Genomic DNA, 22,403 nt, shown 5'->3' on the forward strand with positions numbered 1-22,403 from the left:
GACTTTCCCGTCGTTGCCGTGCGGCATTCCGTCAGGGAGGAAACCCGGCCGCGCCTGTCTTCACACCAGGCGCCCGGAGCCACTTCGACGCGGCAGCGACCTTCACCGAGACGAAAGCAGGACGCCTTCATGGCCAACATCAAGTCCCAGATCAAGCGCATCACCACCAACGAGAAGGCCCGTCAGCGCAACCTGGCGATCCGCTCCTCGGTGAAGACCGCGATCCGCAAGTTCCGTGAGGCCGCCGACTCCGGCGACAAGACCAAGGCCCTCGAACTCCAGCGCGACGCCGCCCGCAAGCTCGACAAGGCCGTCACCAAGGGCGTCATCCACGCCAACCAGGCCGCCAACAAGAAGTCGGCTCTCGCGAAGCGCGCGAACCAGCTCTGAGCTGATCGCAGCACCCTGCCAGACCTGAAAGGGCCCGGTGACCGACTGTCGCCGGGCTTTTTCGTGCGCTCTCCCGCCCCCTGCGCGCAGCGTGCCTGTGCGCTGAGATACCGCGGCGACGGTCGATCGGCCGGCGGTGGCTGTTGCAAAATCTGCGCACGCGACCAACGGTCCCGCCCGGCCATCTCGCGGCGGTTCGGCGGTGCCTCAGGCCCGATGCCGGTGGCTCGAACCCTGCCCGCCGAGCAGCGTCAGCGTTCACCCTTGGCGGCGACAACCTCGACGACCGCGCGTTCCAGGGCGTAGTCCGCGTCCGCCGCCACGCCCTTGACCTCGGCGTTCAGGCGGGCGACCACGCGCATCGCCGTGGCGAGGCCGTCCTGGCCCCAGCCGCGCGACTGGCCCTGCGCCTTGCGGATCTTCCACGGCGGCATGCCCAGCTCTCCGGCCATCTGGTTCGGGTTGCCGCGGCCGGCGGCGGACACGCGGGCGATTGTGCGCACCGCGTCCGCGAGGGCGTCGGCGACCAGGACGTGCGGCACGCCCAGCTGCATGGCCCAGCGCAGCGACTCCAGGGCCGCCGCGCGGTCGCCGCCCACGGCCTTCTCCGCCACGGCGAAGCCGGTCACGTCGGCGCGGCCGGTGTGGTAGCGGCGCACGGCCTGCTCGTCGATGGCGCCACCGGTGTCGGCGACGAGCTGCGTCGCCGCGGAGGACAGCTCGCGCAGGTCGGAGCCGACGGTATCCATCAGCGCCATCACCCCCGCCGCGTCGATCTTGCCGCCGACGCGGCGCACCTCGTTGCGCACGAACGACTCCCGATCGGCGGCCTTCGTGAGCTTCGGGCACTCGGTGATCTCCGCGCCCGCCTTTTTCAGCGCCGCGGGCAGCGCCTTGGCCGCCTTGCTGCGGCCGCCGCCGTTGTGCACGACCACGAGCACGATCCCGTCGGCGGGCGCCTTGAGGTACGCCATCACCGCGTCCGCCAGCTCCTGCGAGATGTCCTGCGCCGAGTCGAGCACGATGACCCGTCCCTCGCTGAACAGCGAGGGACTCACCAGCTCGGCGAGCACGGGCGGTGTGAGTTCGGACACCCGGTTGCGCGTCATCTCGGCCGTCGAGTCCACGGCCCGCGCGGCGTCCAGCGACGAGCGGACAGCCCGCTCGATGAGCAGTTCTTCCTCACCGAGGACGAGGTGGAGTGGCGCGGGTGCGGTGGTCACCCCGCCATCCTCTCACCCGCCCGGCCCCGCGCCCGCTGCGGTGATGTGCGCCGCCACCGTGGCACGAGGTGATCGCCATGTCGTACGGTGTACCCGAGGCAGCGCCCAGCGAGGCGCGCCGACAACTGAAGACCGCTCATCCAGAGGGGCAGAGGGAACGGCCCGAAGAAGCCCCGGCAACCGGCGTACAGCCTGTCTTCCCGAATTTGCGGGATAGCTGACGACCACGGTGCCAATTCCGGCCCGCTTTTGCGGGGCAGATGAGGAAAGGAACCTCGCGATGACCGTTACCCTCGGCACGACCTCCACCAAGAAGACCCTGGACCTCGGTCCGGCCGTCGAACTGGTGTCGAAGGAAGAGGGCCACCGGCAGCCGCTCGCCCCGGAGTTCGTCTCCGCGGAGGACTTCTCGCCGCTCGAGGTCGCCTACGACTTCGGCCGCGTGCGCCGCGAAGACATCGAGGCCGGCCCCAAGAACATCTGGCGCTACAAGAAGCTCCTTCCCGTCCCCTCGACTGTCGAGGAGATCCCGAACACCGAACCCGGCGCCACCCGCCTGGTGAAGGCCGACCGCCTCGCCAAGGCCCTGGGCCTGAAGTCCCTGTGGGTCAAGGACGACACCGGCAACCCCACGCACTCTTTCAAGGACCGCGTGGTCGCCGTCGCGCTGGCCGCGGCCCGCGAGTTCGGCTTCGAGGTCCTCGCGTGTCCCTCGACCGGCAACCTGGCCAACGCGACGGCCGCCGCGGCGGCCCGCGCCGGCTGGCGGTCGGTCGTCCTGATCCCGAAGTCGCTCGAACGCGCCAAGATCCTCACCACCGCCGTCTACGACGGTGATCTGATCGCCGTCGACGGCAACTACGACGACGTCAACCGCCTCGCCACCGAGCTCGCCGGCGAACACCCGACGTGGGCGTTCGTCAACGTCAACGTGCGCCCCTACTACTCCGAAGGCTCCAAGACGCTCGGCTACGAGGTCGCCGAGCAGCTCGGCTGGCGCCTGCCGGAGCAGATCGTGGTGCCGATCGCGTCGGGCTCGCAGCTGACCAAGGTGGACAAGGGTTTCCGCGAGCTCGGCCAGCTCGGCCTCGTGGAAGCCAGCCCCTACAAGGTGTTCGGCGCGCAGGCCACCGGCTGCTCCCCCGTCTCGGCCGCGTTCCGCGCCGGCCACGACGTGGTCCAGCCCGTGAAGCCCGACACCATCGCCCGCTCGCTCGCGATCGGCAACCCCGCCGACGGCCCCTACGTGCTCGACGTCGTCAACCGCACCGGCGGCGCGATCGAGGACGTGAGCGACGAGGAGGTCGTCGCGGGCATCCAGCTGCTCGCGCGCACCGAGGGCATCTTCACCGAGACCGCGGGCGGCGTCACCGTCGCGACCGCCAAGAAGCTCATCGAGGCCGGCAAGATCGACCCCGACGCCGAGACCGTGCTGCTCATCACCGGCGACGGCCTCAAGACGCTCGACGCCCTCGAAGGCCGCATCGGCCCCAAGGCCACCGTGCCGCCGTCGGCCGAAGCCGTGAGCAAGGCCCTCGGCCTCTGACCGCCGGGCCCGCGGGCCGCTCCCCTACCGGGGCGGCCCGCGCGGCTCACCCCGGCGCGCCACCGCCGGCCCGCCGTCACCGGGCAGCACGGCCGTGTCGCCGTCCACATCGGTCCGCGTCACGAGCACACCCAACGTGCCCAGCACGTCCACTGTGGACTTCGCCGGGTGCCCGTAGCTGTTGCCCGCGCCCACGCTGATCATCGCCGCCCGCGCGCCCACCGCCTCGAGGAACTGAGGCAACGAGTAGCGCGAGCCGTGGTGGGGAACTTTCAGCACATCGGCGTGCAGGTCCACCCCCTCGGCCAGCAGGTCGGCCTGCGCGGCCAGCTCCACGTCTCCGGTCAGCAGCACCCTCCCCGCGGCCGTGGTCGCGCGGAGCACCACGGAACTGTTGTTGATCATCGTGCCGTCCTGCAGGGCGGCCGCCCGAGCCGTGACGTAGCGCGGTCCGAGCACATCCAGCGACAACCCCGGCCAGTCGAGCCGCTGCCCGTCGCTCAGCTCCAGCAGTGGAACGTGGTGCGTCGCCGCCTCCTGCGACACCTGCTGCCACGCCCACGCCGGCGCCCGCCCGGGCCCGACGGCGATCGCCCCCACGGCCCGGCCGTCGAACACCGACGGCAGCCCGCCGATGTGGTCGGCGTGCAGGTGGCTGAGCACCAACAGCGGGATCCGCTCCACGCCGAGCCGCCGCAGGCACTCGTCCACCGGCCCCGGCTCGGGCCCGGTGTCCACGACCACCGCGCGCCCGGGCTCCGCCGTGGCCAGCACCACGGCGTCGCCCTGGCCGACGTCGCACTCCACCATCGCCCAGCCCTTCGGCGGCCAGCCGGGTGAGAGCACCCGCGGCGGCACCACGATCAGCAGCACCGCCGCCAGCCCCATCGCCACCAGCAGCCGCGCGCGCCGGAACCGGAACGCGACCACCACCACGACCAGCACCCCGGCCGCGCACACCCCACCCCACCAGCCACCCGGCCAACTGAGCACCGCGCCCGGCGCACGGGCCCCGTGCCCCGCGACGGTGATCAGCCAGCGAGCCTCCGGATCGGCCAGGTGCACCAGCACGTGCCCGGCCCCGGGCCACCACGGCCCGACCACCGTGGCCAGCACCCCGAGCACCGTGACCGGCGCGACGACGGGCGCCGCCAGCACGTTGGTCACCACCGAGACGAGACTCACCGTGCCCGCCATGCCCGCGATCACCGGCGCGGTGACCACGAACGCCGCCAGCGGCACCGCGATCCCTTCCGCGTACCCCGGCGGAATCCCTCGGCGTACCAGCGAATCCGCCCATCGCGGCGCCAGCAGCAACAGCCCCGCCGTCGCGAACACCGACAACGCGAACCCGAAGTCCGCCGCCATCACCGGATCCCACGCGACGAGCACGCACACCGAGAACGCCAGCGCCGGCAACGCGGATCCACGACGGCCCAACGCCAGCGCCAGCAGCGCCACTCCGCCCATCACCCCGGCCCGCAGCACACTCGGCGCCGGACCGACAAGAATCAGGAAACCGCCCAGGCACAATCCCGCCGCGACGGCGGACACCCGGGGCCCGATGCGGAGCAGTCGGCACAACAGCAACACCGCGCCGCAGATGATCGCCACGTTCCCGCCGCTCACAGCCATCAAGTGCGTGAGCCCCGACTCCGTGAACTCCTGCTCGACCTGCTCGGGCAACGCACTCGTGTCGCCCAAAACCAGTCCGGGCAGCAACCCCGCCGGCTCCTCCGGCAACACCGCGCACAACTCATGCAGCCCCGCTCGCAACGCCGCGGCCGCCCGCTGCCACCACGGCGCCCGCGTGACCCCGACCGGAGCGCCCTGAAGGTAGATGACGGCCGCCGTTAGCTCACCCCCGCGCGCCGGCGCCAGGCGACCCGACGCCGTGACCTCCTGGCCCGGCAGGAGATCACCCCATCCGGCCACCGGCGCGAGCAGTAGGACCCGGCCGGTGGAATCCACCGCCCGACCGTCCACAGTGGCCGATTCCACCCGGGCGTCGATGACGACCGATCGGGTACCCGCCTGCTGATCGGCGTAGCCCGCGCTGTGGATCGGCCGCGGCCGCTCGGTGACCTCGACGCGAAGCGTGGCGGTCACCCCGTGCGCTGCGGCTTGGCCGAGCGTGTCCTGTTCAGCTCCCCGGATGCGCCACGCTGTCGGCAGCGCCACCACGAGCCCCAAGACCAACAGCGCGCCGGCCGCGCCGACCCACCGCCCACGCCGCCGTGCGAGCAATACGGCCGACAAAACCGCTGCCACAACGCCGAAAACCTCGGCCGCCCACCACCCGAGCCGCAGGCCCGCCAGGGTGCCGCCCCAGGCCGCCAATGCTGCCGGGACGAGCCGAAGGTCGTGGTCACGCCACGACGGCGCGGCTTCCGGCTGGACGAACATCATCCGACCGTCACCTGCTCGCGCAGCTTCTCGAACTTGCTTTCGCCGATGCCTTCGACGTCGCGAAGTTGTTCGACGCTGGAGAAGCCGCCGTGCTGCGTGCGCCAGTCGATGATGCGGCCGGCGGTGACCTCGCCGACGCCGGGCAGGGTGTCGAGTTGCTCGGGGGTGGCCGAGTTGAGGTCGAGTTTGCCCGGAGCCGCGCCGGCACCGGCCGGTGCCGAGGACGCGACCGTGATGCCGACGGCGAGCTGCTCGCCGTCGGTGAGTTTGCGGGCGAGGTTCAGGCTGGAGAGATCGGTGCCGGGGTCCGCGCCACCGGCGGCCCGCACCGCGTCGGCCACACGCGAGCCGGCCGGAACGGTGACGAGGCCGGGCGCGCGGACGTGGCCGATCACGCTGATCACCAGCGTCGCGGACGCCGAAGACGCCGGCGCCGCGACGGAAGGGTGCGCCTTCGCGCTCGGCAGCGACGGCGCCACCTCCATCGCGGGCGAGCCGCTGAACACCGCGAAGCCCGCAGCGATCAGCACAGCCACGACCACCAGCCCCAGCACGACGAGGACTCGGTGACTTTTCAGCACGCCGGGCAGACCCGGGTGAGCCGGGTCGGCGCCGCCGGGCAGCCAGCGCCGGACCAGCCGGCCGCCGGGCCCGACGGTGCGTGGGCCCGCCGCCAGCTGGTCGGCCAGCCAGGCGAGCCTGGCGTTCACGGGAGTGCCCGGATCACGGGCGGTCTGCTCGAACACACGTGCGACGCTAGGCGCTGATCGACACCGGCCACCAGGCCGAATCCGCCAGCCTGTGGATAACTGCCCCCTTGTGGACAACTCGGCCTCGGCGACCGCTGAACGCCGGTTCCGGTCGGCCCCCGGTGCGATGCTGACGCCCATCGCCGCCCTCGACGGCGCTCCACGGGAAGGACCCACATGACGAACGAAGCCGAGATCCGCGCCCTGATCGAAAACTGGGCCACTGCCGTCCACACGGGAGATCTCGACGGCGTCCTCGCCGACCACTCCGACGGCATCGTGATGTTCGACGTCCCGCCGCCTCACGAAGGTGTCCGCGGGATCGACGCCTACCGCGAGACCTGGCCACCGTTTTTCGTCTGGCAAGCGGAAGGCGCGACGTTCACCATCCTGGAGCTCGACGTGACCGCGGGCGACCACGTGGCGTTCGCCTGGGCGCTCCTGCGCTGCGGCACCTCCGCCGATCCACCGGGCCATCACCTTCGGCTGACCATCGGCCTGCGCAAGGACCAGGGCCGCTGGGTGGTGACGCACGAGCACCACTCGTTCGCCGCCGTCGACGGTGACACTGCCGAAAACAACCTCCGTGAAATCCACCCGGTTGAAAGTGAACGATGACTCATGATAAACCTGAGTCCTGGTTCACTTTCAGGAGGTGACGGTCATGGCCCCCAAGGTCGCCCTGGTCACGGGCGCGTCGTCGGGTATCGGAGAGTCCACGGCACGAGAGCTGCTGGAGCGTGGTTACACGGTCTATGGCGCCGCGCGAAGGGTGGAGCGGATGGCGGACCTCGCCGAACGCGGGGTGCGGGCGATCGCGCTGGACGTGACGGACGAGGAGTCCGTGGAGAAGGCCGTGGCGGCGATCGTCGCGGAGTCCGGCCGGATCGATCTGCTGGTGAACAACGCCGGCTACGGCTCGTACGGCGCGGTCGAAGACGTGCCCTTGTCGGAGGCGCGCTACCAGTTCGAGGTGAACGTGTTCGGGGCCGCGCGGCTGATCCAGCTCGTGCTGCCGGTGATGCGAGCGCAACGCTCGGGCCGGATCGTGAACATCTCCTCGATGGGCGGCAAGATCTACACCCCGCTGGGCGCCTGGTACCACGGCACGAAGTTCGCCCTGGAGGGGTTCTCCGACTCGCTGCGAATGGAGGTGCGGCCGTTCGGGATCGACGTGGTCGTGGTCGAGCCCGGTGGGATCGCGACGGAGTGGGGCAACATCGCCGTGGACCACTTGACGGAGGTCTCCGGCGAGGGCGCGTATTCGGACCTGGCCGGGAAGCTGGCGAAGGGCATGAACTCGGGCATCAACGTGCGGATGATGTCCCGGCCGTCCGTGATCGCGAAGACCGTCGCGAAGGCTGCGACCGCTCGGCGCCCGCGCACACGTTACGCTGCAGGTTTCGGCGCGAAACCCTTGATTTTCCTGCGCCGCGCCCTGCCCGACCGCGCTTTCGACACCCTGATCATGAGAGCCCTCGCGAGCTGACCACGGAGAGCCGATGGAGCCGTCCCGCCCGCTGCGCGCCGACGCGGTGCGCAACCGCACGAAGATCCTCGACGCGGCGCGGGAGCAGATCACCCGGCTCGGCCCCGACGTCCCGATGGACACGATCGCCGAGGCCGCGGGGGTCGCCGTGGGCACGTTGTACCGGCACTTCCCGACGAAAACCGACCTCGTCACGGCGGTGATCGGCGAGCACAGCGAACTGATCACCGAGGCGATCGAGGCGGCGGCCGAGCGGGTGGCCGGCGGGGCCGACGCGATGGGCGAGATCTCGGCGCTGGTGAGCCACATCGTCGAGGCGGCGGCCGACGACCGGGCGGTGAAGGCCGCGGCGCAGAACGTCGGGGCGGAGTACCTCACACCCGAACAGGAGAGCCGCAGCCGCGCGGCCACGACGCGGATGATCAAGGTCGCCCAGCGCGACGGCAGGCTGCGTGAGGACGTGACCGCCGACGACTTCTACCTGCTCATCCTCACGGCGCCGACGGACGTCCAGCCGGCGGTGCGGGCGAGGTGGCTGGAGCTGTTCCTCGCGGGCTTCACCACCGGCAAGGGCTGAAAACCCTTACCGGCCAAGGAGGATCACCGCTCCCGCTGCACGACCACCCCGAGCACGCCCGGTCCGGTGTGCGCGCCGATCACGGCGCCCAGCTCCGACACCACGCAGCCGCCGGCGCAGCCGGGCACGGCTTCCTCCAGGCGGTTGGCCAGCTCGACAGCTCGTTCCGGCGAGGCGAGGTGGTGCACGGCGAGCTCGACCGGGCCTTCACCGGCCGCCTTCACCGCGAGCTCGACCAGCCGCCCCATGGCCCGGTTCATGGTCCGGACCTTTTCCAGCGGAAGGATGCGCCCTTCGGACATGTGCAACACCGGCTTCACCGCGAGCGCCGTGCCCAGCAGCGCGGCGGCCGGCCCGATGCGGCCACCACGGCGCAGGTGCTCGAGCGTCTCGACCACGAAGAGCGTGGAAGAGCGCCCGGCGGCGTCGACCGCGGCCGCCTCGACGTCGACCGCCGACTTGCCCGCGGTGGCGGCCACCGCGGCGTGCAGCGCGGCGAACCCGAGCCCCATGGCCGTGGTGCGCGAGTCGACCACGCGCACGAGGTCCGGACCGACTTCCTGGGCGGCGAGCACGGCGGCTTCCCACGTGCCGGAGAGCTCTTTGGACAGATGCACCGACACCACGGACTCGGCGCCGTCGTCGAGCGCGGCCCGGAAGACGGTCGCGAACTCGGCGGGCGTGGGCCGTGACGTGGTGACGATTTTGCGCTCCCCCAGCGCTTCCGCGAGCGCGGCGGGGCCCATCTCGGTGCCGTCGTAGGAGACGGCACCGTCGACGAGGACGTGCAGAGGCACCACGCGCACCGAGTGCCGGTCGGCGAAGCCCTCCGGCAGATGAGCGGTGGAGTCCGTGACCACGGCTACCGACACGCCGTCAGCCTACGTGGCCGGGGCGCAAAGCCGGTGTCATCAGCTTCGCCATGGCCGTGCCGACTGCTTCGTGGCCCGCCCAGCCCCAGTGCATGCCGTCGGGGTTGCCCTCGCCGTCGAGCACGTGATCACCCACGACGGCGGGCAGATCGAGCAGCGGCACGTCCAGGCGCGCGCCCCACGCGGCCATCGCGGCGGCCGCGGCGGGGCGGGCGGTGTGGACGCGGCCGTACGCGTCGGCGCGGTGCACCGACGGCAGCATCCCGAAGATCGGCAGCTCGGGCCGCAACACGCGCAAAGCCTCCACGGCCAGGTCGAGGTAGTGCACGGTCAGCTTCGCGGGCAGCACCGTGGGCCGGCCCCGCAACACGACGGACAACCGCGGTTGCGCGGCCAGATACGCGCCGCGCACGACGCGGCGCACACCGTCTGGACGGAGGTAACGCAAGCCGGTGCGGAGGTACGTCGGCAGCGGCGACGGGAGCGTGTCCATGCTGCCGATCGCCAGCACGACGGCGTCCGCGCGGTGCAGATCGGCCCACACCCGGGGGTCACCGGTCAGGGACCACCACACGTCGCGCGCGGTCCAGCCGATGCCGGCGACCACGTCGGCGCGCCCGTCGAGCGCGGTGGCCGCGACGTTGGGCCACAGGCGTGGTTCGTCTGCGGCACAGGGACCAACCGGTCCGTGGAAGCTCAGCGAATCACCGAAGACGAGCAGGTGCGGGCCCATCGATCAGCCGGTGATCCCCGCGTTGTACGCATACAGCCGCCAGGCTCCGTCGCGGCGGCCGAGCTCCACCCAGTGGCAGTTCATGATCCCGCCGAGCGACGGCCAGATCTCGATCGGCAGGCCGAGCAGCTTCGCCGTAAGCGCCACGATCAGACCGCCGTGCGACGCGAGCAGCACCGACTCGCCGGCGTCGGAATTCGGCTGCAGCAGGTCGTTCACGACCTCGCCCGCGCGCCCCGCGACGTCCACTCGGGACTCTCCGCCCGGCGGCGCCCACGCGGCGTCGGTGCGCCACTTGTCGCGCTCACCGGGGTAGGCGGCGTCGACCTCGGGGCCGGTCATGCCCTGCCACTCACCCAGGTGCGTCTCGCGCAGCCGCTTGTCGATGCGCAGCGGCACGCCGATGGCTTCGCTGAGGACGGTGGCCGTGTCGGTCGCGCGGTGCAGGTCCGACGCGATCACCAGATCGGGCGAGAACCGCGCGAGGGCCGGAACGGCGAAGCGCGCCTGGTTCCAGCCGACCGGGGTCAGCGCGGAGTCGAGGTGTCCCTGCATGCGGCCGGCGGCGTTGTAGTCCGTTTCGCCGTGCCGCCAGAGCAGCAGCCGCTTCAGGCTCACGCGTCCAGGCCGTCCGCGCTGTCCGCGGCGGCGTCGCGATCGGCCGCGGCGGCGGGCTCGAGCCCTTCGACCTCGATGCGCGGGCAGTCCTTCCACAGCCGCTCCAGGCCGTAGAACGAGCGCTCTTCCTGGTGCTGCACGTGGACGACGACGTCGACGTAGTCCAGCAGCACCCAGCGGCCTTCGCGGGCACCTTCGCGGCGGACCGGCTTGTGCCCGCCGATGCGCAGCTTCTCCTCGACGTTGTCGACGATCGCACCGACCTGCCGCTCATTGGCCGCGGACGCGATCACGAAAGCGTCGGTGATCACGAGCTGGTCGGACACGTCCAGCACGACCACGTCGCTGGCCAGCTTGTCGGCTGCCGCGTGCGCGGCCGCGACGGCCAGCTCTCGTGCCTCGGACGTCGCTGCCACAGTGCTCCTTCAGGGTTCGGGGTACGCCCGGACGAGGGTACCCGGTCACTCACCTCGGTCTTTGCGGTACAGGTCCTTCTTGGCGATGTAGCGGACTACGCCGTCGGGCACGAGGTACCAGACGGGCTCGCCGCGCTCCACCCGCTCGCGGCAGGCGGTGGACGAGATCGCCATCGCCGTGACCTCGACGAGGCTGACCTTGCCGCTCGGCAGGTGGTGGGAGTTGAGGCGATAGCCGGGGCGCGTGACGCCGATGAAGTGCGCGAAGTTGAACAGCTCGTCGGCCTTGTGCCAGGTGAGGATCTGCTCCAGCGCGTCGGCGCCGGTGATGAAGAACAGCTGGTCGTCCGGGTACTCCTCGTGCAGGTCCCGCAACGTGTCGACGGTGTAGGTCTGGCCGCCGCGGTCGATGTCGACGCGGCTCACGGAGAATACCGGGTTGGACGCGGTGGCGATCACCGTCATCAGGTAGCGGTCCTCGGCGCGGGTCACGACGCGCTCGGACTTCTGCCACGGCTGCCCGGTCGGGACGAAGATGACCTCGTCCAGCGCGAAGCGCGACTGGACCTCGCTGGCCGCGACGAGGTGACCGTGGTGCACGGGGTCGAACGTGCCGCCCATGACCCCGATCCGGCGTGGTGACATAGCCGGTGAGCCTAATACGCGCGGGCGCGCGAGACCTGCCCATTCGGGCTGCGATGTGCGTGCTGTGCTGCTCGTTACCCACCCCACCACAGCCATGGCGGGAACAGTTGCCGGGCGTGGAAGCGTCCGGTTGGGTGCCCGCCTGCGTTTGGTCGGATCGGCAACGCGCGGACCCGGCCTTCCCGCTCCCCAGGAGGAGGCCGGGGCCCGTGCGCCACGCTCCGGCGGTCAAGGGGGCATCGCCGGGCGACCGGTCACCTCCCCCGAGAGGCACCGGTTGCCGAGGAGAGCTCGGAACGCCTGGCGCCTTACGCGAATCTTGTTTGTGACTTGAATCACATAACTGTGGGTATTCGATCGCGAACGGTCCGTTCGTGCCCCGTCCGGCTCCCGTTCTGTCGGCCGCATGGGGTAGACCGGGGACGTGGACACCACCGAAGCCCTTCGCGAGCGTGCCGAGACCCTGCTGCGGTCGCTCGCCGGCGAAACCGCGACCCTGCGCGAAGACCAGTGGACGGCGATCGAGGCCCTCGTCGCCCACCACCGGCGCGCGCTCGTCGTGCAGCGCACCGGGTGGGGCAAGTCGGCCGTGTACTTCCTGGCCACGGCCCTGCTCCGTGAGCAGGGCGCCGGTCCGACCGTCATCGTCTCGCCCCTGCTCGCGCTCATGCGCAACCAGATCTCGGCGGCCGCGCGCGCCGGGATCCACGCGGCCACGATCAACTCGGCCAACGCGCAGGAGTGGGACCAGGTGCAGGCGTCGGTCGTTGCCGGCGACGTCGACGTGCTCCTGGTGAGCCCCGAACGGCTCAACAACCCCGATTTCCGCGACGCCGTGCTGCCGAAGCTCACCGCGAGCGCCGGGCTGCTCGTGGTGGACGAGGCGCACTGCATCTCGGACTGGGGCCACGACTTCCGGCCCGACTACCGCCGGCTGCGCACGCTGCTGGGCGACCTGCCCGACGGCGTGCCGGTGCTGGCCACGACGGCGACGGCCAACGACCGCGTGGCCACCGACGTCGCCGACCAGCTGGGCATCGGCACCGGCGGCGACACGCTCGTGCTGCGCGGTCCGCTCGACCGCGAGAGCTTGCGGCTGGCCGTGGCCGAACTGCCGACGGATCAGGCGCGTCTGGCGTGGCTCGCCGAGCACCTGGCCGAGCTGCCCGGGTCCGGCATCATCTACACGCTCACGGTCGCGGCGGCCCACGACGTCGCGGCGCTGCTCGGTGAGCGCGGCTACCCGGTGGCGGCGTACACGGGCAAGACCGACCCGGCCGACCGACAGGCCGCGGAAGACGACCTGCTGGCCAACCGGGTCAAGGCGCTCGTGGCCACGTCGGCGCTCGGGATGGGCTTCGACAAACCGGACCTCGGGTTCGTGGTGCACCTGGGCGCGCCGTCGTCACCGATCGCCTACTACCAGCAGGTCGGGCGCGCGGGCCGTGGTGTGGAGCGCGCGGAGGTCGTGCTGCTGCCGGGCCGCGAGGACAAGGCGATCTGGGCGTACTTCGGCTCGCTGGCGTTCCCCGACGAGCTGCGGGTGTCGCAGGTGCTGAACTCGCTCGCGTACGCCGACCGTCCACTGTCGACTGCCGCGCTGGAGCCGACTGTGGAGCTGTCGCGCTCGCGGCTGGAGATGGTGCTGAAGGTGCTCGACGTCGACGGCGCGGTCCGGCGCGTGCGCGGCGGCTGGGAGAGCACGGGCCAGGAATGGCAGTACGACCGCGACCGCTATGCCCGGGTTGCTAAAGCGCGCGAGGCCGAGCAGTCGGCGATGCTCGGCTACATCGCCACGACCGGCTGCCGCATGGAGTACCTGCGCCGCCAGCTCGACGACCCGGACGCGGCGCCGTGCGGCCGCTGCGACAACTGCACCGGGCAGCACTGGGACACCGCGGTGTCGGAGGAGGTCGTGGGCGCCACACGCGAACGGCTGGACCGGCCGGGCGTCGAGGTGGCGCCGCGCAAGCAGTGGCCCAGCGGAATGAAGGGCCTCGACGTGCCGCTGTCGGGCCGCATCGCCGCCACCGAGCAGGCCGAGCCGGGTCAGGTGCTGGGCCGCCTCACCGACGTCGGCTGGGGCTCGCGGCTGCGCGAGCTCGTCGGGCCGGGCGCGGCGGACGACGTGGTTCCGGAGTCGGTGTTCCAGGCCTGCGTGAAGGTCCTGGCGGCGTGGCCGTGGGCGGAGCGCCCGACGGCCGTCGTGGCCGTGCCGTCGGCGACCCGGCCGGTCCTGGTGGCGAACCTGGCGGAGCGGCTCGCGACCATCGGCCGCCTGGAGCACCTCGGCACGCTTGACTCCGCCGGCCCACCCCCGCGGCAGGCCAACAGCGCCCAGCGCCTCGCCGACCTCTGGCAGCGCCTCTCCTTGCCCGACGACGTCGCCGCCCGCGTCGCCGACACCCCCGGCCCCATCCTCCTCGTGGACGACGTCATCGACACCGGCTGGACGATGACCTTGGCTTCCCGCCTCCTCCGCAAGGCGGGAGCGAAGGCGGTGTTGCCGTTCGGTTTGGCCAGCACCTCCTGACTCGGGGGGAAGGCCGCGACCACGGGTCCAGACCAGCGAAGACGTCCAACCAGAACCACTTCCGGTCGGTGAAGAACTACCGATCTCCCGGCATTTCTGGCACAGTGCCCTTCCACCCGAGCGGGACGTGGAGGTCGCCATGGCCGGATCGACGGCGGAGGTCGCGACGAGGCACCGGTTGCCGGTGCGGAAGTTGTTCGCCGCCAGTGCCGGGAATGCGCTGGAGTGGTTCGACTGGACGATCTACGCGACGTTCAGCATCTACTTCGCGGGCGCGTTCTTCCCCTCCGGCAACGAAGCGCTGGCGTTGATCAACACGTTCGCGACCTACGCGCTCGCGTTCTTCTTCCGGCCGCTGGGCGGGGTGCTGCTCGGGCGGTTCGCGGACGTGCACGGGCGCAAGCCGGCCATGATCCTGACCATCGCGCTCATGGCGGGCGGGTCGGTGGCGATCGCGGTGCTGCCGACGTTCGCGCAGGTGGGCTGGCTCGCGCCGGTGCTGTTGCTGCTCGCAAGGGTGGCGCAGGGGATTTCGCTGGGTGGCGAGGTGTCGAACGCCTCGGCGTACCTCGGGGAGATCGCGCCGGCGAAGAGGCGCGGGCGGTACTCGTCGTTCTTCTACATCTCCACCGGGTCGGCGGTGCTGATCGCGACTGTGCTGGGGTTCGTGCTGGCGCGGACGATGGACAAGGCGCAGCTCGCTTCGTTCGGCTGGCGGATCCCGTTCCTGCTGGGCGGGGTGCTGGGGCTCGTCGGATTGTGGTTGCGGCGCAGCCTCGCGGAAACCGAGCTGTTCGAACAGAAGAAGGAGCAAGCGCGGCGCGTCGAGCGGCCGTTGCTGACCACGCTGACGCACCACCCCAAGGCTGTCGGGCAGCTCGTGGGCTTCACGATGCTGTCCACACTTTGCTACTACACCTTCTTCAGCGCCCTCACCTCCTTCGCGGTGAAGACGCGCGGGGCGAGCGACATCGACGTGTTCCTCGCGCTCTCGATCGCCACCGCGCTGTTCGTGGCGCTGCAGTACCCGATGGGCGCGCTCGCCGACCGCGTCGGGCGCCGGCCGCAGCTGCTCGTGTGGTCGGGCGCAACGGCGCTGGTGATCGTGCCGCTGTCGTTCCTCGTGCGGCCCGGGCTCGGCGGTCTGCTCGTGGTGTTCTGCGTGGGGCTGGGCCTCTACACGGCGATGACGTCGCTCGCGCCCGCGATCATGAGCGAGCTCTTCCCGACCGAGCTGCGCGGACTGGGCATCGGGGCTTGGTACAACCTCACCGTCGCGCTGTTCGGCGGGACCGCACCCCTGGTGCTCAGCGCGCTGTCCGCGGCCGGCGCGGCCACGGCGTTCTTCTGGTACGTCGCGGTCGCCGCGGCCATCGCGTTCCTCGTGGTGCTGCGCCTGCCCGAGACGAAGGGCAGCGAACTGCGGTAATCCCCTCGAGCCCGCTTCGGCCGAGTCGCTACGCTGCGGCGAATCGACTACGCGAAGAAGGAGGGACACCGTGCGCAAGCCCGAGGTTAGTGAGGAACTCGCCCGACGCGTGGTGGACGCCCTCCACCGCGCGCTCGACGTCGACATCGCCCCGGCCGACGCGCTCATCACCGTCTCGACCCGCGACGGCGTGGACTACCAGTGCAACCTCGCGATGAGCCTGGGCAAACGCCTCGGCCGCCCACCGCGCGAAGTCGCCGCGGCCATCGTCGAGCACCTCGAGATCACCGACCTCGCCGCACCGCCGGAGATCGCCGGACCTGGCTTCCTCAACTTCGTGCTCCGCCGCGAATGGCTCGAAAGCAGCGTCAACGCACTCGGCAGCGACCCGAGGCTCGGCGTCGAACCCGCCACGGAACCGCGGCGCATCGCGCTGGACTACAGCAGCCCCAACGTCGCCAAGGAAATGCACGTCGGCCACTTGCGCTCGTCGGTGATCGGCGACGCGATCGTGCGGCTACTGCGCTTCGCCGGCCACGAAGTGCTGCCCCACAACCACCTCGGCGACTGGGGCACCCCGTTCGGCATGCTCATCGAGCACCTGCTCGACGAACCGCCCGCCGGGCCCAGCGGCATCGGCGACCTCAATGAGTTCTACCAAGCCGCGCGCCGCAAGTTCGACTCCGATGAAGCGTTCGCCACCCGCTCGCGCGAGCGCGTTGTGAAGCTGCAGAGCGGCGACACCGAGACGCTCGCCACGTGGCAGGGGCTCGTCGACGAATCCACGCGCCACTTCAACGAGGTCTACCACCTGCTCGGCATCACCCTCACTGACGAAGACATCTACGGCGAGAGCTTCTACAACCCCTACCTCGCCAAGGTCGTCGACGAGCTGGAGGCCGACGGGCTCACCGAGCTCAGCGACGGCGCGGTCTGCGTGTTCCCCGAAGGCTTCCACAACCGCGAAGGCGACCGGCTGCCGCTGATCGTGCGCAAGCGCGACGGCGGCTACGGCTACGCGGCCACCGACCTCGCCACCGCGAAGTACTGGACCACCGAACGCGGCGCCACCGACCTGCTCTACGTCGTCGGCACACCGCAGGCCCAGCACTTCGCGATGCTCTTCGCCGTCTGCCGCGCCGCGGGCTGGCTCGACGGAGTGCACGCCGAGCACATCGGCTTCGGCTCCGTGCTGGGTGCCGACGGCAAAGTGATGCGCACGCGCGCCGGCGAGACGATCAAGCTCGCCGACCTGCTGGGCGAGGCCGTCGCGCAAGCCGCCGACGTCGTCGCCGAACGCAGTGAGCTCAGCGAGGCCGAACAGCGCGAGGTGGCGCGCGCCGTCGGCATCGGCGCGGTGAAGTACGCCGACCTCTCCGGCGACCGTGAGCGCGACTACGTGTTCGACTGGGACCGCATGCTGGCCAAGGACGGCAACACGTCGGTCTACCTGCAGTACGCGCACGCGCGGATCGAGTCGATCCTCGCGAAGGCGGGCGACCAGAGCACTGGCGCGCCGGTCACCCTGGCCGAGCCGGCCGAACGCGCCCTCGCCCTCACCCTGCTGCGATTCGGCGAGACCCTCCGCTCGGCGACCAGCGCGTACGCGCCGCACAAGCTGTGTACGTACCTCTACGAGACGGCCGTGACGTTCTCCCGCTTCTACGAGCAGTGCCCGGTTCTGGCCGCCGAGACGCCGCAACTGCGGGCCTCGCGAGTGCAGCTGGCCACGCTCACGTCGCGCACGCTCGTGCTCGGCCTGCAACTGCTCGGCATCGAGGCCCCGCGCCGGCTCTGATCGCGGGCGCTCCGGCGGGACCCCGTTGTCCCGCCGGGGCTCAGATCTGCGCCTGTCCCCCGTCGACGAACCACTCGGCGCCGTTGACGAAGGACGACGCGTCGGAGGCCAGGAACGTGGCCACCGAGGCGATTTCGTCCGGCTCGCCGAGCCGACCGAGGGGAACCTGCTCGACGAGCTGGGGCAGCATCGGCCCGAGCGCGCCCACCAAACCGGGCGTCTCGGTCGGGCCGGGGCTGAGCACGTTGATGCGGAACTTCCGCGCGGCCGCGTGCTGGGCCCAGCTGCGCACCAGGTTGCGCACGGCGGCCTTCGACGCACCGTAGACCTCCAGGGGCGCACTCGGCCGGATGGCGCTGGTGGACCCCGTCACGACGATGGACGCGCCGGCCGAGAGCAGAGGAAGGGCCTTCTGGACCGTGAAGATCACGCCCTTCACGTTGGTACCGAAGGTGTAGTCGATGGATTCCTCGGTGATGTCCCCGAGCGTTCCCGGCAGGCCGCCGCCGGCATTGGCGACGAGCACGTCGACGCGGCCCGCCTGCTCGCCCACCACTTCGTAGAGCCGGTCGAGGTCCGCGGCGACCGCCACGTCGACCCGGACCCCGGTGACCGCCGGGCCGGCCTCAGCGACCGCTGCCTCGAGCTTCTCCTCGTCGCGACCGGTGATGAACACCCGCGCGCCCTCCGCGGCGAACCGCCGGGCCACGGCCAGGCCGATCCCGCTGTTGCCGCCGGTGACGACCGCGACCTTGTCTGCCAGCACCCCTGTCATGGAACTCCTCCAGTTCTTGACTGCTTCGTCCAGAACGCTAGCCTGTTATGGACGATACAGTCAAGAACGGTTAGGCTCGCGGTGTGGCGAGACCGCGGAAGTTCGACGAGCGCAAGGTGCTGGACGCGGCCCGGGACCAGTTCTGGCAGGCCGGGTACGCGGGTACGCGCATCGACGAGATCGCCGAGGTGACGGGCCTCGGCAAGGGCAGCCTGTACGGCGCCTTCGGAGGCAAGCAGGAGCTGTTCCACCGCGTGTTCGACGACTACTGCACCGCGATCGTCGACGCCACCGGGCGCGGCCTGCGCGGGTCCGATGAGGACGCTTACGCCCGCCTGGTCGCACACGTCAACGCCGTCGCCGCGGCCACCGCTGCCGACGTCACCCACCACGGCTGCCTCCTCGCCAAGGGCGCCGCCGAACTGGCGGAACACGACGACGTCGTCGCCAGGCGGGCACGGGAAACAGTCGAGGCTTTGCAGGGGCTGCTGGCCGGCGACATCGCCGCCTGCCAGCGCAACGGCGACCTCGCCGCGGACGCCGACCCGGTCAAGCTGGCGGCCCTGCTGCTGGCCGTCCTGCGCGGCATCGAGGCAGTCGGCAAGGCGGGCGCGAGCCAGGAAACCCTGCAAGACATCGCGGAAACGGCGATCGCGGTACTCCCCCGACCCGCAACCTGAGCCGGGCAAGTCCCACCTTCCGTTGGGTGAGCGGGCTGACGCCCCCACAGCCTGAGCCAAGGCCGGCCCAACTTCCGTGAGTGAGCCGGGCCGACGCCGCCCACTCCAGCGCGGCGGCCGGAAATGCCTACCCGGCAAGGAAAGCCGCCGCAGTCCCAGACTTCGAACAGCCCCGCTGCACAGGGGTCGATTCGGCCGCCCCAGCCGTCAGCGGCGGAGTTTCTGGGCAGCGCCGAGAGTCCGGAACATCGTCCGCGTCAGTGCCCGGCCGAGGCGGCTGCCGGAGACGAATTGGTCGGCACTGCGGGCCGAGGTGCGGACGGCTTTGTCGGCGTACTTGCGCATTTCGCGTTCGTACTCGGCGACGGCCACACCGGCCGCGCGGCCGGAGGTGAGCTTGCGGCACAGCAGCTGAGCGTCGCGGAGGGCGGTGTTGGCGCCGATGCCGCGGAAGGGCGTCATGCTGTGGGCGGCGTCGCCGAGGAGAGTGACGGGGCCGGAGGGCCAGGGGCGGACCGGGACGGACGTGAGGATGGGCAGGCGGCTCACGGTGCCCTCGGGCGAGTCCGAAACCAGCCGCGCCAGGTCGGGGTGCCAGTCGCGGATCAGGTCGAGCACCAGAGATCGCAGGGCGGCACCGTCCAGTTCGGACAGGTCGGCCGGCAGGTTCCGTGCGCCGTAGGCCCACGTCACGTAGCTGCCGGTGTTGTCGAACAGCACCGGGTCGAGGTCGGCGGTTTCGTCGTTGACCGCGACCTCCGGGGACAGGTGCGGCGCGGTGAACATGCCGCAGCCGGGTGGGGCCACGACGTACACCGGACCGGCGGTGAACCGGCCGGCGCAGCCCGAGAGCGGCGCCTTGCCGACGATCGTGACGATTCCCGTGTCCACCCGATTCGCGTGAGGCAAGAATTGGGCGCGCACGCGGGAGTTCGCGCCGTCTGCGCCGATCACGAGGTCGGCCGAAGCCGCGGTGCCGTCGGCGAAGTGGAGGGTCACGTCCTTGGGCCCGGCCTCGTAGCGCACGAACTCCTTGTCGTACCACAGGATTCCCTCGAGGCCGGCCGAAAGCACCTGGTGTAGCGAGATCCGGCTGACGGAGTGGTGGGCCTTCGCCGGATCCGCCGCGTCCGGTTCGCGCATCACGGCCAGCTCGCGCAACTGCTCCGTGACGAAGGCGAACTCGTGCGCACTCTCCCCCGTCGCGGCCACGAAACGCTGCCACGCGTCGGGCGGCAGGCACTCGTGCAATGCGGCCGCACCGTGTGGATCGATGTGCACGCGGTAACCCTGCAGCCGCTCGGTCCGCGTGCGGCTGCGTTCGTACACCGCCACTTCGACACCGGCCCGGACCAGGCCGTGGGCCAGGCACAGGCCACCCGTCCCGCCGCCGACGACGGCAACTCGCAAGTTCATGGTCTTCCCCTCTCGGACCATTCCATAATTATCCGTACGGATGATTAAGTCAACCGTGAGGATGATTGAGTCATCGACTAGGATGATCCCGTGCCCGAGAACAGTCCCCGCCGTGCGCCACGCGAACGTCAGCGCGACCCCGAGCGCACGAAGGCGCGCATCCTCGAGGCGGCCAAGGCGGAGTTCGCCAGCTTGGGCTACGCGGCGGCGCGCGTCGGCGAGATCGCCACACGTGCGGGCGTGAACAAGCAGCTGATCTCGTACTACTTCGGCGGCAAGGAAGGCCTGTACACCGAGCTGAACCGCCCGGTCTTCGACAGCTTCACCACGATCGCCGCGCCGGATCGCGAGCTGGCGGACGTCGCCGCCGAGTTCGTGCGCTCGGGCCTCGCCGACGCCGACCTCGGCCGCCTGTTCCTCTGGGAGAACCTCACCGACGGCGAGCCGGACGCCATCGGTGTCGAAGCCCAGCGCGAGTTCCTCCAGCGCCAGCTCGACTACGTCCGCGCACGTCAGGAAGCCGGCGACTTCCCGGCCGACATCGACCCGGCGGCGCTGATGCTCGTGCTGATGGCGGCGGCCAGCGCGTCGCTCGCGTTCCCACGCGTCGCCCGCGCGCTCACCGGCCAGGACCCGGGCTCGGCCGAGTTCGCCGACGCCTACGCGGAGCAGCTGGCCCGCATCGTGCGGGCGCTCAAGCCCTGACGATCAGCGCCACCAGCTCGTCGGCGAGCTCCGGGCCGACCGGCGTGCGGGTGGCGAGCAGGCGGTACCAGAGGGTGCCGAACACGACGTCGATCAGGGTTTCGCGGGAGACGCCGGCGGGGAGCTCGCCGCGCTCGGCCGCGCGGTCGACGATCCGGCCCAGCACCTCGCGCCGGCGCAGCAGGAAGTCTTCACGGAAGCGGTCGCCGAACGCGGGGTCCACCTGCGCCTGCGCCATCAGCGCGCGCAGCGTGTCGCCGACGGTCTGCTTGCCGCCGAGCGCGAACGTGTCGCGCAGGAACTCGCGCAGGTCGGCCGCGAGGTCGCCGTGGTCGGGCACCGGCACGATCAGGTCGGCCTTGCTCGCGAGCGCCTCCATGAGCACGTCCGCTTTGGACGGCCACCACCGGTAGACGGTCTGCTTCCCCGAGCCGGAGCGCGCCGCGATGCCTTCGATGGTCAGGCCGGCGTACCCGACTTCCGCGATGAGTTCCAAGGTCGCCACGAGGATCGCGTCGCGGCTGGCGGCGCTGCGCTTTCGGCCGGGGCGGCTGCCGAGGGGCTGGTCGGTCACGAGAACCGATGGTAGCGTAATTCGAGACGAGACGTCACGGTTCGAAATTGGAGACCACATGAGCAACAGCACGGCCCTCGTCGCTGGGGGCACTTCGGGCATCGGGCTGGCGACCGCGCGCAAGCTGCGCGAACGCGGGTTCGACGTCCACCTCACCGGCCGCGGCAAAGAACGGCTCGACGACCTGGCGGCCAGCGACCCCGGCCTCACCGGACACCAGGCCGACGGCGGCGACGCGGCCGCCATGGCCGCGCTCGCCGAGACGATCGGGCGGATCGACGCCCTCGTGGTGAGCCTCAGCGGCAGCGAGGGAATGGGGCCGATCGCGGACCTGGACCTGGCAATGCTGCGGCGCGCCTTCGATGCGAAGTTCTGGGCGCACCTCACCACCATCCAGGCGGTGCTGCCGAGACTCGCGCCAACGGGGTCGATCACCCTGGTCACCGCCATCACCGCGCGCACCGGCATGCCGGGCACGACCGGGCTCGCGGCGATCAACGGCGCCCTGGAGGCCGCGGTCAAACCGCTGGCGGCGGAACTCGCACCGATCCGGGTCAACGCCGTGTCACCCGGGGTGGTGGACACGGCTTGGTGGAGCGGCTTCCCGCCCGAGCAGCGCGCGGCCTACTTCGCACAGGTCGCCTCGGTCCTGCCGACGCGACAGGTCGCTTCCGCCGACGACGTCGCCGAAGCCGTGGTGTTCGCGGCCACCAACCCGACCACGACCGGCACCGTCCTGGAGAGCGACGGTGGCGCGCGGCTGATCACACTCTGACGCCCCGCGGGACTTGAGCCGTGATCACGACTCAAGTCCCGCCGTGGCCCC

The 22,403-nt window shown here is 71.2% G+C and carries 22 protein-coding genes and 1 riboswitch; of the genes, 11 read left to right on the forward strand and 11 right to left on the reverse strand.

Translation table 11 applies throughout. The annotated features are described in order from the left end of the window. The first annotated feature begins 129 nt into the window (after positions 1-129). Positions 130-390 (forward strand): 30S ribosomal protein S20, encoded by a 261-nt coding sequence (gene rpsT / locus AB0H62_RS08930; RefSeq protein WP_220242854.1) that lies wholly within the window; start codon positions 130-132, stop codon positions 388-390. A gap of 251 nt (positions 391-641) precedes the next feature. Here rpsT and holA read toward each other — a convergent pair whose 3' ends face one another. Next, positions 642-1,613 carry a DNA polymerase III subunit delta gene (gene holA / locus AB0H62_RS08935; RefSeq protein ID WP_220242855.1) on the reverse strand — a complete coding sequence of 324 codons (972 nt, stop codon included), beginning with the start codon at positions 1,611-1,613 and terminating at the stop codon, positions 642-644. 133 nt (positions 1,614-1,746) lie between these two features. After that, positions 1,747-1,880, forward strand: a riboswitch (SAM riboswitch). 13 nt (positions 1,881-1,893) lie between these two features. On the opposite strand from holA, the gene thrC reads away from it, so the two are divergent. Then, positions 1,894-3,159 carry a threonine synthase gene (gene thrC / locus AB0H62_RS08940; protein WP_220242856.1) on the forward strand — a complete coding sequence of 422 codons (1,266 nt, stop codon included), beginning with the start codon at positions 1,894-1,896 and terminating at the stop codon, positions 3,157-3,159. A 24-nt stretch (positions 3,160-3,183) separates the two neighbouring features. Here thrC and AB0H62_RS08945 read toward each other — a convergent pair whose 3' ends face one another. Next, a complete protein-coding gene (locus AB0H62_RS08945; protein ID WP_360585398.1) occupies positions 3,184-5,565 on the reverse strand; it encodes a ComEC/Rec2 family competence protein in 2,382 nt (793 codons plus the stop codon). Continuing rightward, entirely contained in the window at positions 5,565-6,314 is a 750-nt protein-coding gene (locus AB0H62_RS08950; protein ID WP_220242857.1) for a ComEA family DNA-binding protein, read from the reverse strand. The genes AB0H62_RS08945 and AB0H62_RS08950 overlap by 1 nt, the downstream gene beginning before the upstream one ends. Before the next feature lie 180 nt (positions 6,315-6,494). On the opposite strand from AB0H62_RS08950, the gene AB0H62_RS08955 reads away from it, so the two are divergent. Genes AB0H62_RS08955 through AB0H62_RS08965 form a run of 3 tightly spaced genes read left to right on the forward strand, consistent with a single transcriptional unit; the run spans position 6,495 to position 8,383 of the window. Then, the gene (locus tag AB0H62_RS08955; protein WP_360585077.1) at positions 6,495-6,935 is read left to right on the forward strand and encodes a nuclear transport factor 2 family protein; all 441 of its coding nucleotides are present in this window, start codon (positions 6,495-6,497) and stop codon (positions 6,933-6,935) included. A gap of 46 nt (positions 6,936-6,981) precedes the next feature. Continuing rightward, a complete protein-coding gene (locus AB0H62_RS08960; RefSeq protein ID WP_220242859.1) occupies positions 6,982-7,806 on the forward strand; it encodes an oxidoreductase in 825 nt (274 codons plus the stop codon). 13 nt (positions 7,807-7,819) lie between these two features. After that, positions 7,820-8,383 carry a TetR/AcrR family transcriptional regulator gene (locus AB0H62_RS08965; RefSeq protein ID WP_220242860.1) on the forward strand — a complete coding sequence of 188 codons (564 nt, stop codon included), beginning with the start codon at positions 7,820-7,822 and terminating at the stop codon, positions 8,381-8,383. Between the two features lie 23 nt (positions 8,384-8,406). Here AB0H62_RS08965 and AB0H62_RS08970 read toward each other — a convergent pair whose 3' ends face one another. From AB0H62_RS08970 to nadD, 5 genes are read right to left on the reverse strand one after another with little or no spacing between them, the layout of a single operon-like run. After that, a complete protein-coding gene (locus tag AB0H62_RS08970; RefSeq protein WP_220242861.1) occupies positions 8,407-9,255 on the reverse strand; it encodes a DegV family protein in 849 nt (282 codons plus the stop codon). Between the two features lie 4 nt (positions 9,256-9,259). After that, complete coding sequence (gene octT, locus AB0H62_RS08975; protein ID WP_220242862.1) at positions 9,260-9,988, reverse strand: diglucosylglycerate octanoyltransferase; 729 nt, start codon at positions 9,986-9,988, stop codon at positions 9,260-9,262. 3 nt (positions 9,989-9,991) lie between these two features. After that, positions 9,992-10,606, reverse strand: a complete 615-nt coding sequence (locus AB0H62_RS08980) for a histidine phosphatase family protein (RefSeq protein ID WP_220242863.1) — start codon at positions 10,604-10,606, stop codon at positions 9,992-9,994. Then, positions 10,603-11,022, reverse strand: coding sequence for a ribosome silencing factor (gene rsfS / locus AB0H62_RS08985; RefSeq protein WP_220242864.1), 420 nt, complete (start codon positions 11,020-11,022; stop codon positions 10,603-10,605). Before rsfS ends, AB0H62_RS08980 begins: the two co-directional genes overlap by 4 nt. A gap of 45 nt (positions 11,023-11,067) precedes the next feature. After that, positions 11,068-11,667, reverse strand: a complete 600-nt coding sequence (nadD, locus tag AB0H62_RS08990; protein ID WP_220242865.1) for a nicotinate-nucleotide adenylyltransferase — start codon at positions 11,665-11,667, stop codon at positions 11,068-11,070. 424 nt (positions 11,668-12,091) lie between these two features. Between nadD and AB0H62_RS08995 the strand changes: the two genes are divergently transcribed. The 3 genes from AB0H62_RS08995 (at position 12,092) to argS (ending at position 17,427) form a co-directional block, all read left to right on the forward strand. Then, positions 12,092-14,200, forward strand: a complete 2,109-nt coding sequence (locus tag AB0H62_RS08995; protein ID WP_360585081.1) for a RecQ family ATP-dependent DNA helicase — start codon at positions 12,092-12,094, stop codon at positions 14,198-14,200. A gap of 139 nt (positions 14,201-14,339) precedes the next feature. Continuing rightward, positions 14,340-15,629 (forward strand): MFS transporter, encoded by a 1,290-nt coding sequence (locus tag AB0H62_RS09000; RefSeq protein WP_360585083.1) that lies wholly within the window; start codon positions 14,340-14,342, stop codon positions 15,627-15,629. 70 nt (positions 15,630-15,699) lie between these two features. Further along, positions 15,700-17,427 (forward strand): arginine--tRNA ligase, encoded by a 1,728-nt coding sequence (gene argS, locus AB0H62_RS09005; protein ID WP_360585085.1) that lies wholly within the window; start codon positions 15,700-15,702, stop codon positions 17,425-17,427. A 40-nt stretch (positions 17,428-17,467) separates the two neighbouring features. On the opposite strand, the gene AB0H62_RS09010 is transcribed toward argS, so the two are convergent. After that, positions 17,468-18,202, reverse strand: a complete 735-nt coding sequence (locus AB0H62_RS09010) for an SDR family oxidoreductase (RefSeq protein ID WP_220242869.1) — start codon at positions 18,200-18,202, stop codon at positions 17,468-17,470. Positions 18,203-18,285: 83 nt separating this feature from the next. On the opposite strand from AB0H62_RS09010, the gene AB0H62_RS09015 reads away from it, so the two are divergent. After that, positions 18,286-18,882: a TetR/AcrR family transcriptional regulator gene (locus AB0H62_RS09015; RefSeq protein ID WP_360585087.1), complete on the forward strand. Its 597-nt coding sequence runs from the start codon at positions 18,286-18,288 to the stop codon at positions 18,880-18,882. A 207-nt stretch (positions 18,883-19,089) separates the two neighbouring features. On the opposite strand, the gene AB0H62_RS09020 is transcribed toward AB0H62_RS09015, so the two are convergent. After that, the gene (locus AB0H62_RS09020; protein WP_360585089.1) at positions 19,090-20,298 is read right to left on the reverse strand and encodes an NAD(P)/FAD-dependent oxidoreductase; all 1,209 of its coding nucleotides are present in this window, start codon (positions 20,296-20,298) and stop codon (positions 19,090-19,092) included. 90 nt (positions 20,299-20,388) lie between these two features. On the opposite strand from AB0H62_RS09020, the gene AB0H62_RS09025 reads away from it, so the two are divergent. After that, positions 20,389-21,003, forward strand: a complete 615-nt coding sequence (locus AB0H62_RS09025; protein WP_220242872.1) for a TetR/AcrR family transcriptional regulator — start codon at positions 20,389-20,391, stop codon at positions 21,001-21,003. Here the strand turns inward: AB0H62_RS09025 and AB0H62_RS09030 are convergent. Then, on the reverse strand, positions 20,993-21,577 hold the full coding sequence (locus AB0H62_RS09030) for a TetR/AcrR family transcriptional regulator (RefSeq protein WP_220242873.1): 585 nt from the start codon (positions 21,575-21,577) through the stop codon (positions 20,993-20,995). The genes AB0H62_RS09025 and AB0H62_RS09030 overlap by 11 nt on opposite strands. Before the next feature lie 58 nt (positions 21,578-21,635). On the opposite strand from AB0H62_RS09030, the gene AB0H62_RS09035 reads away from it, so the two are divergent. Further along, positions 21,636-22,352, forward strand: a complete 717-nt coding sequence (locus AB0H62_RS09035; RefSeq protein ID WP_220242874.1) for an SDR family oxidoreductase — start codon at positions 21,636-21,638, stop codon at positions 22,350-22,352. Positions 22,353-22,403: the final 51 nt, after the last annotated feature.

The organism is Amycolatopsis sp. NPDC050768 (genome assembly GCF_040654155.1).
GTDB lineage: Bacteria > Actinomycetota > Actinomycetes > Mycobacteriales > Pseudonocardiaceae > Amycolatopsis.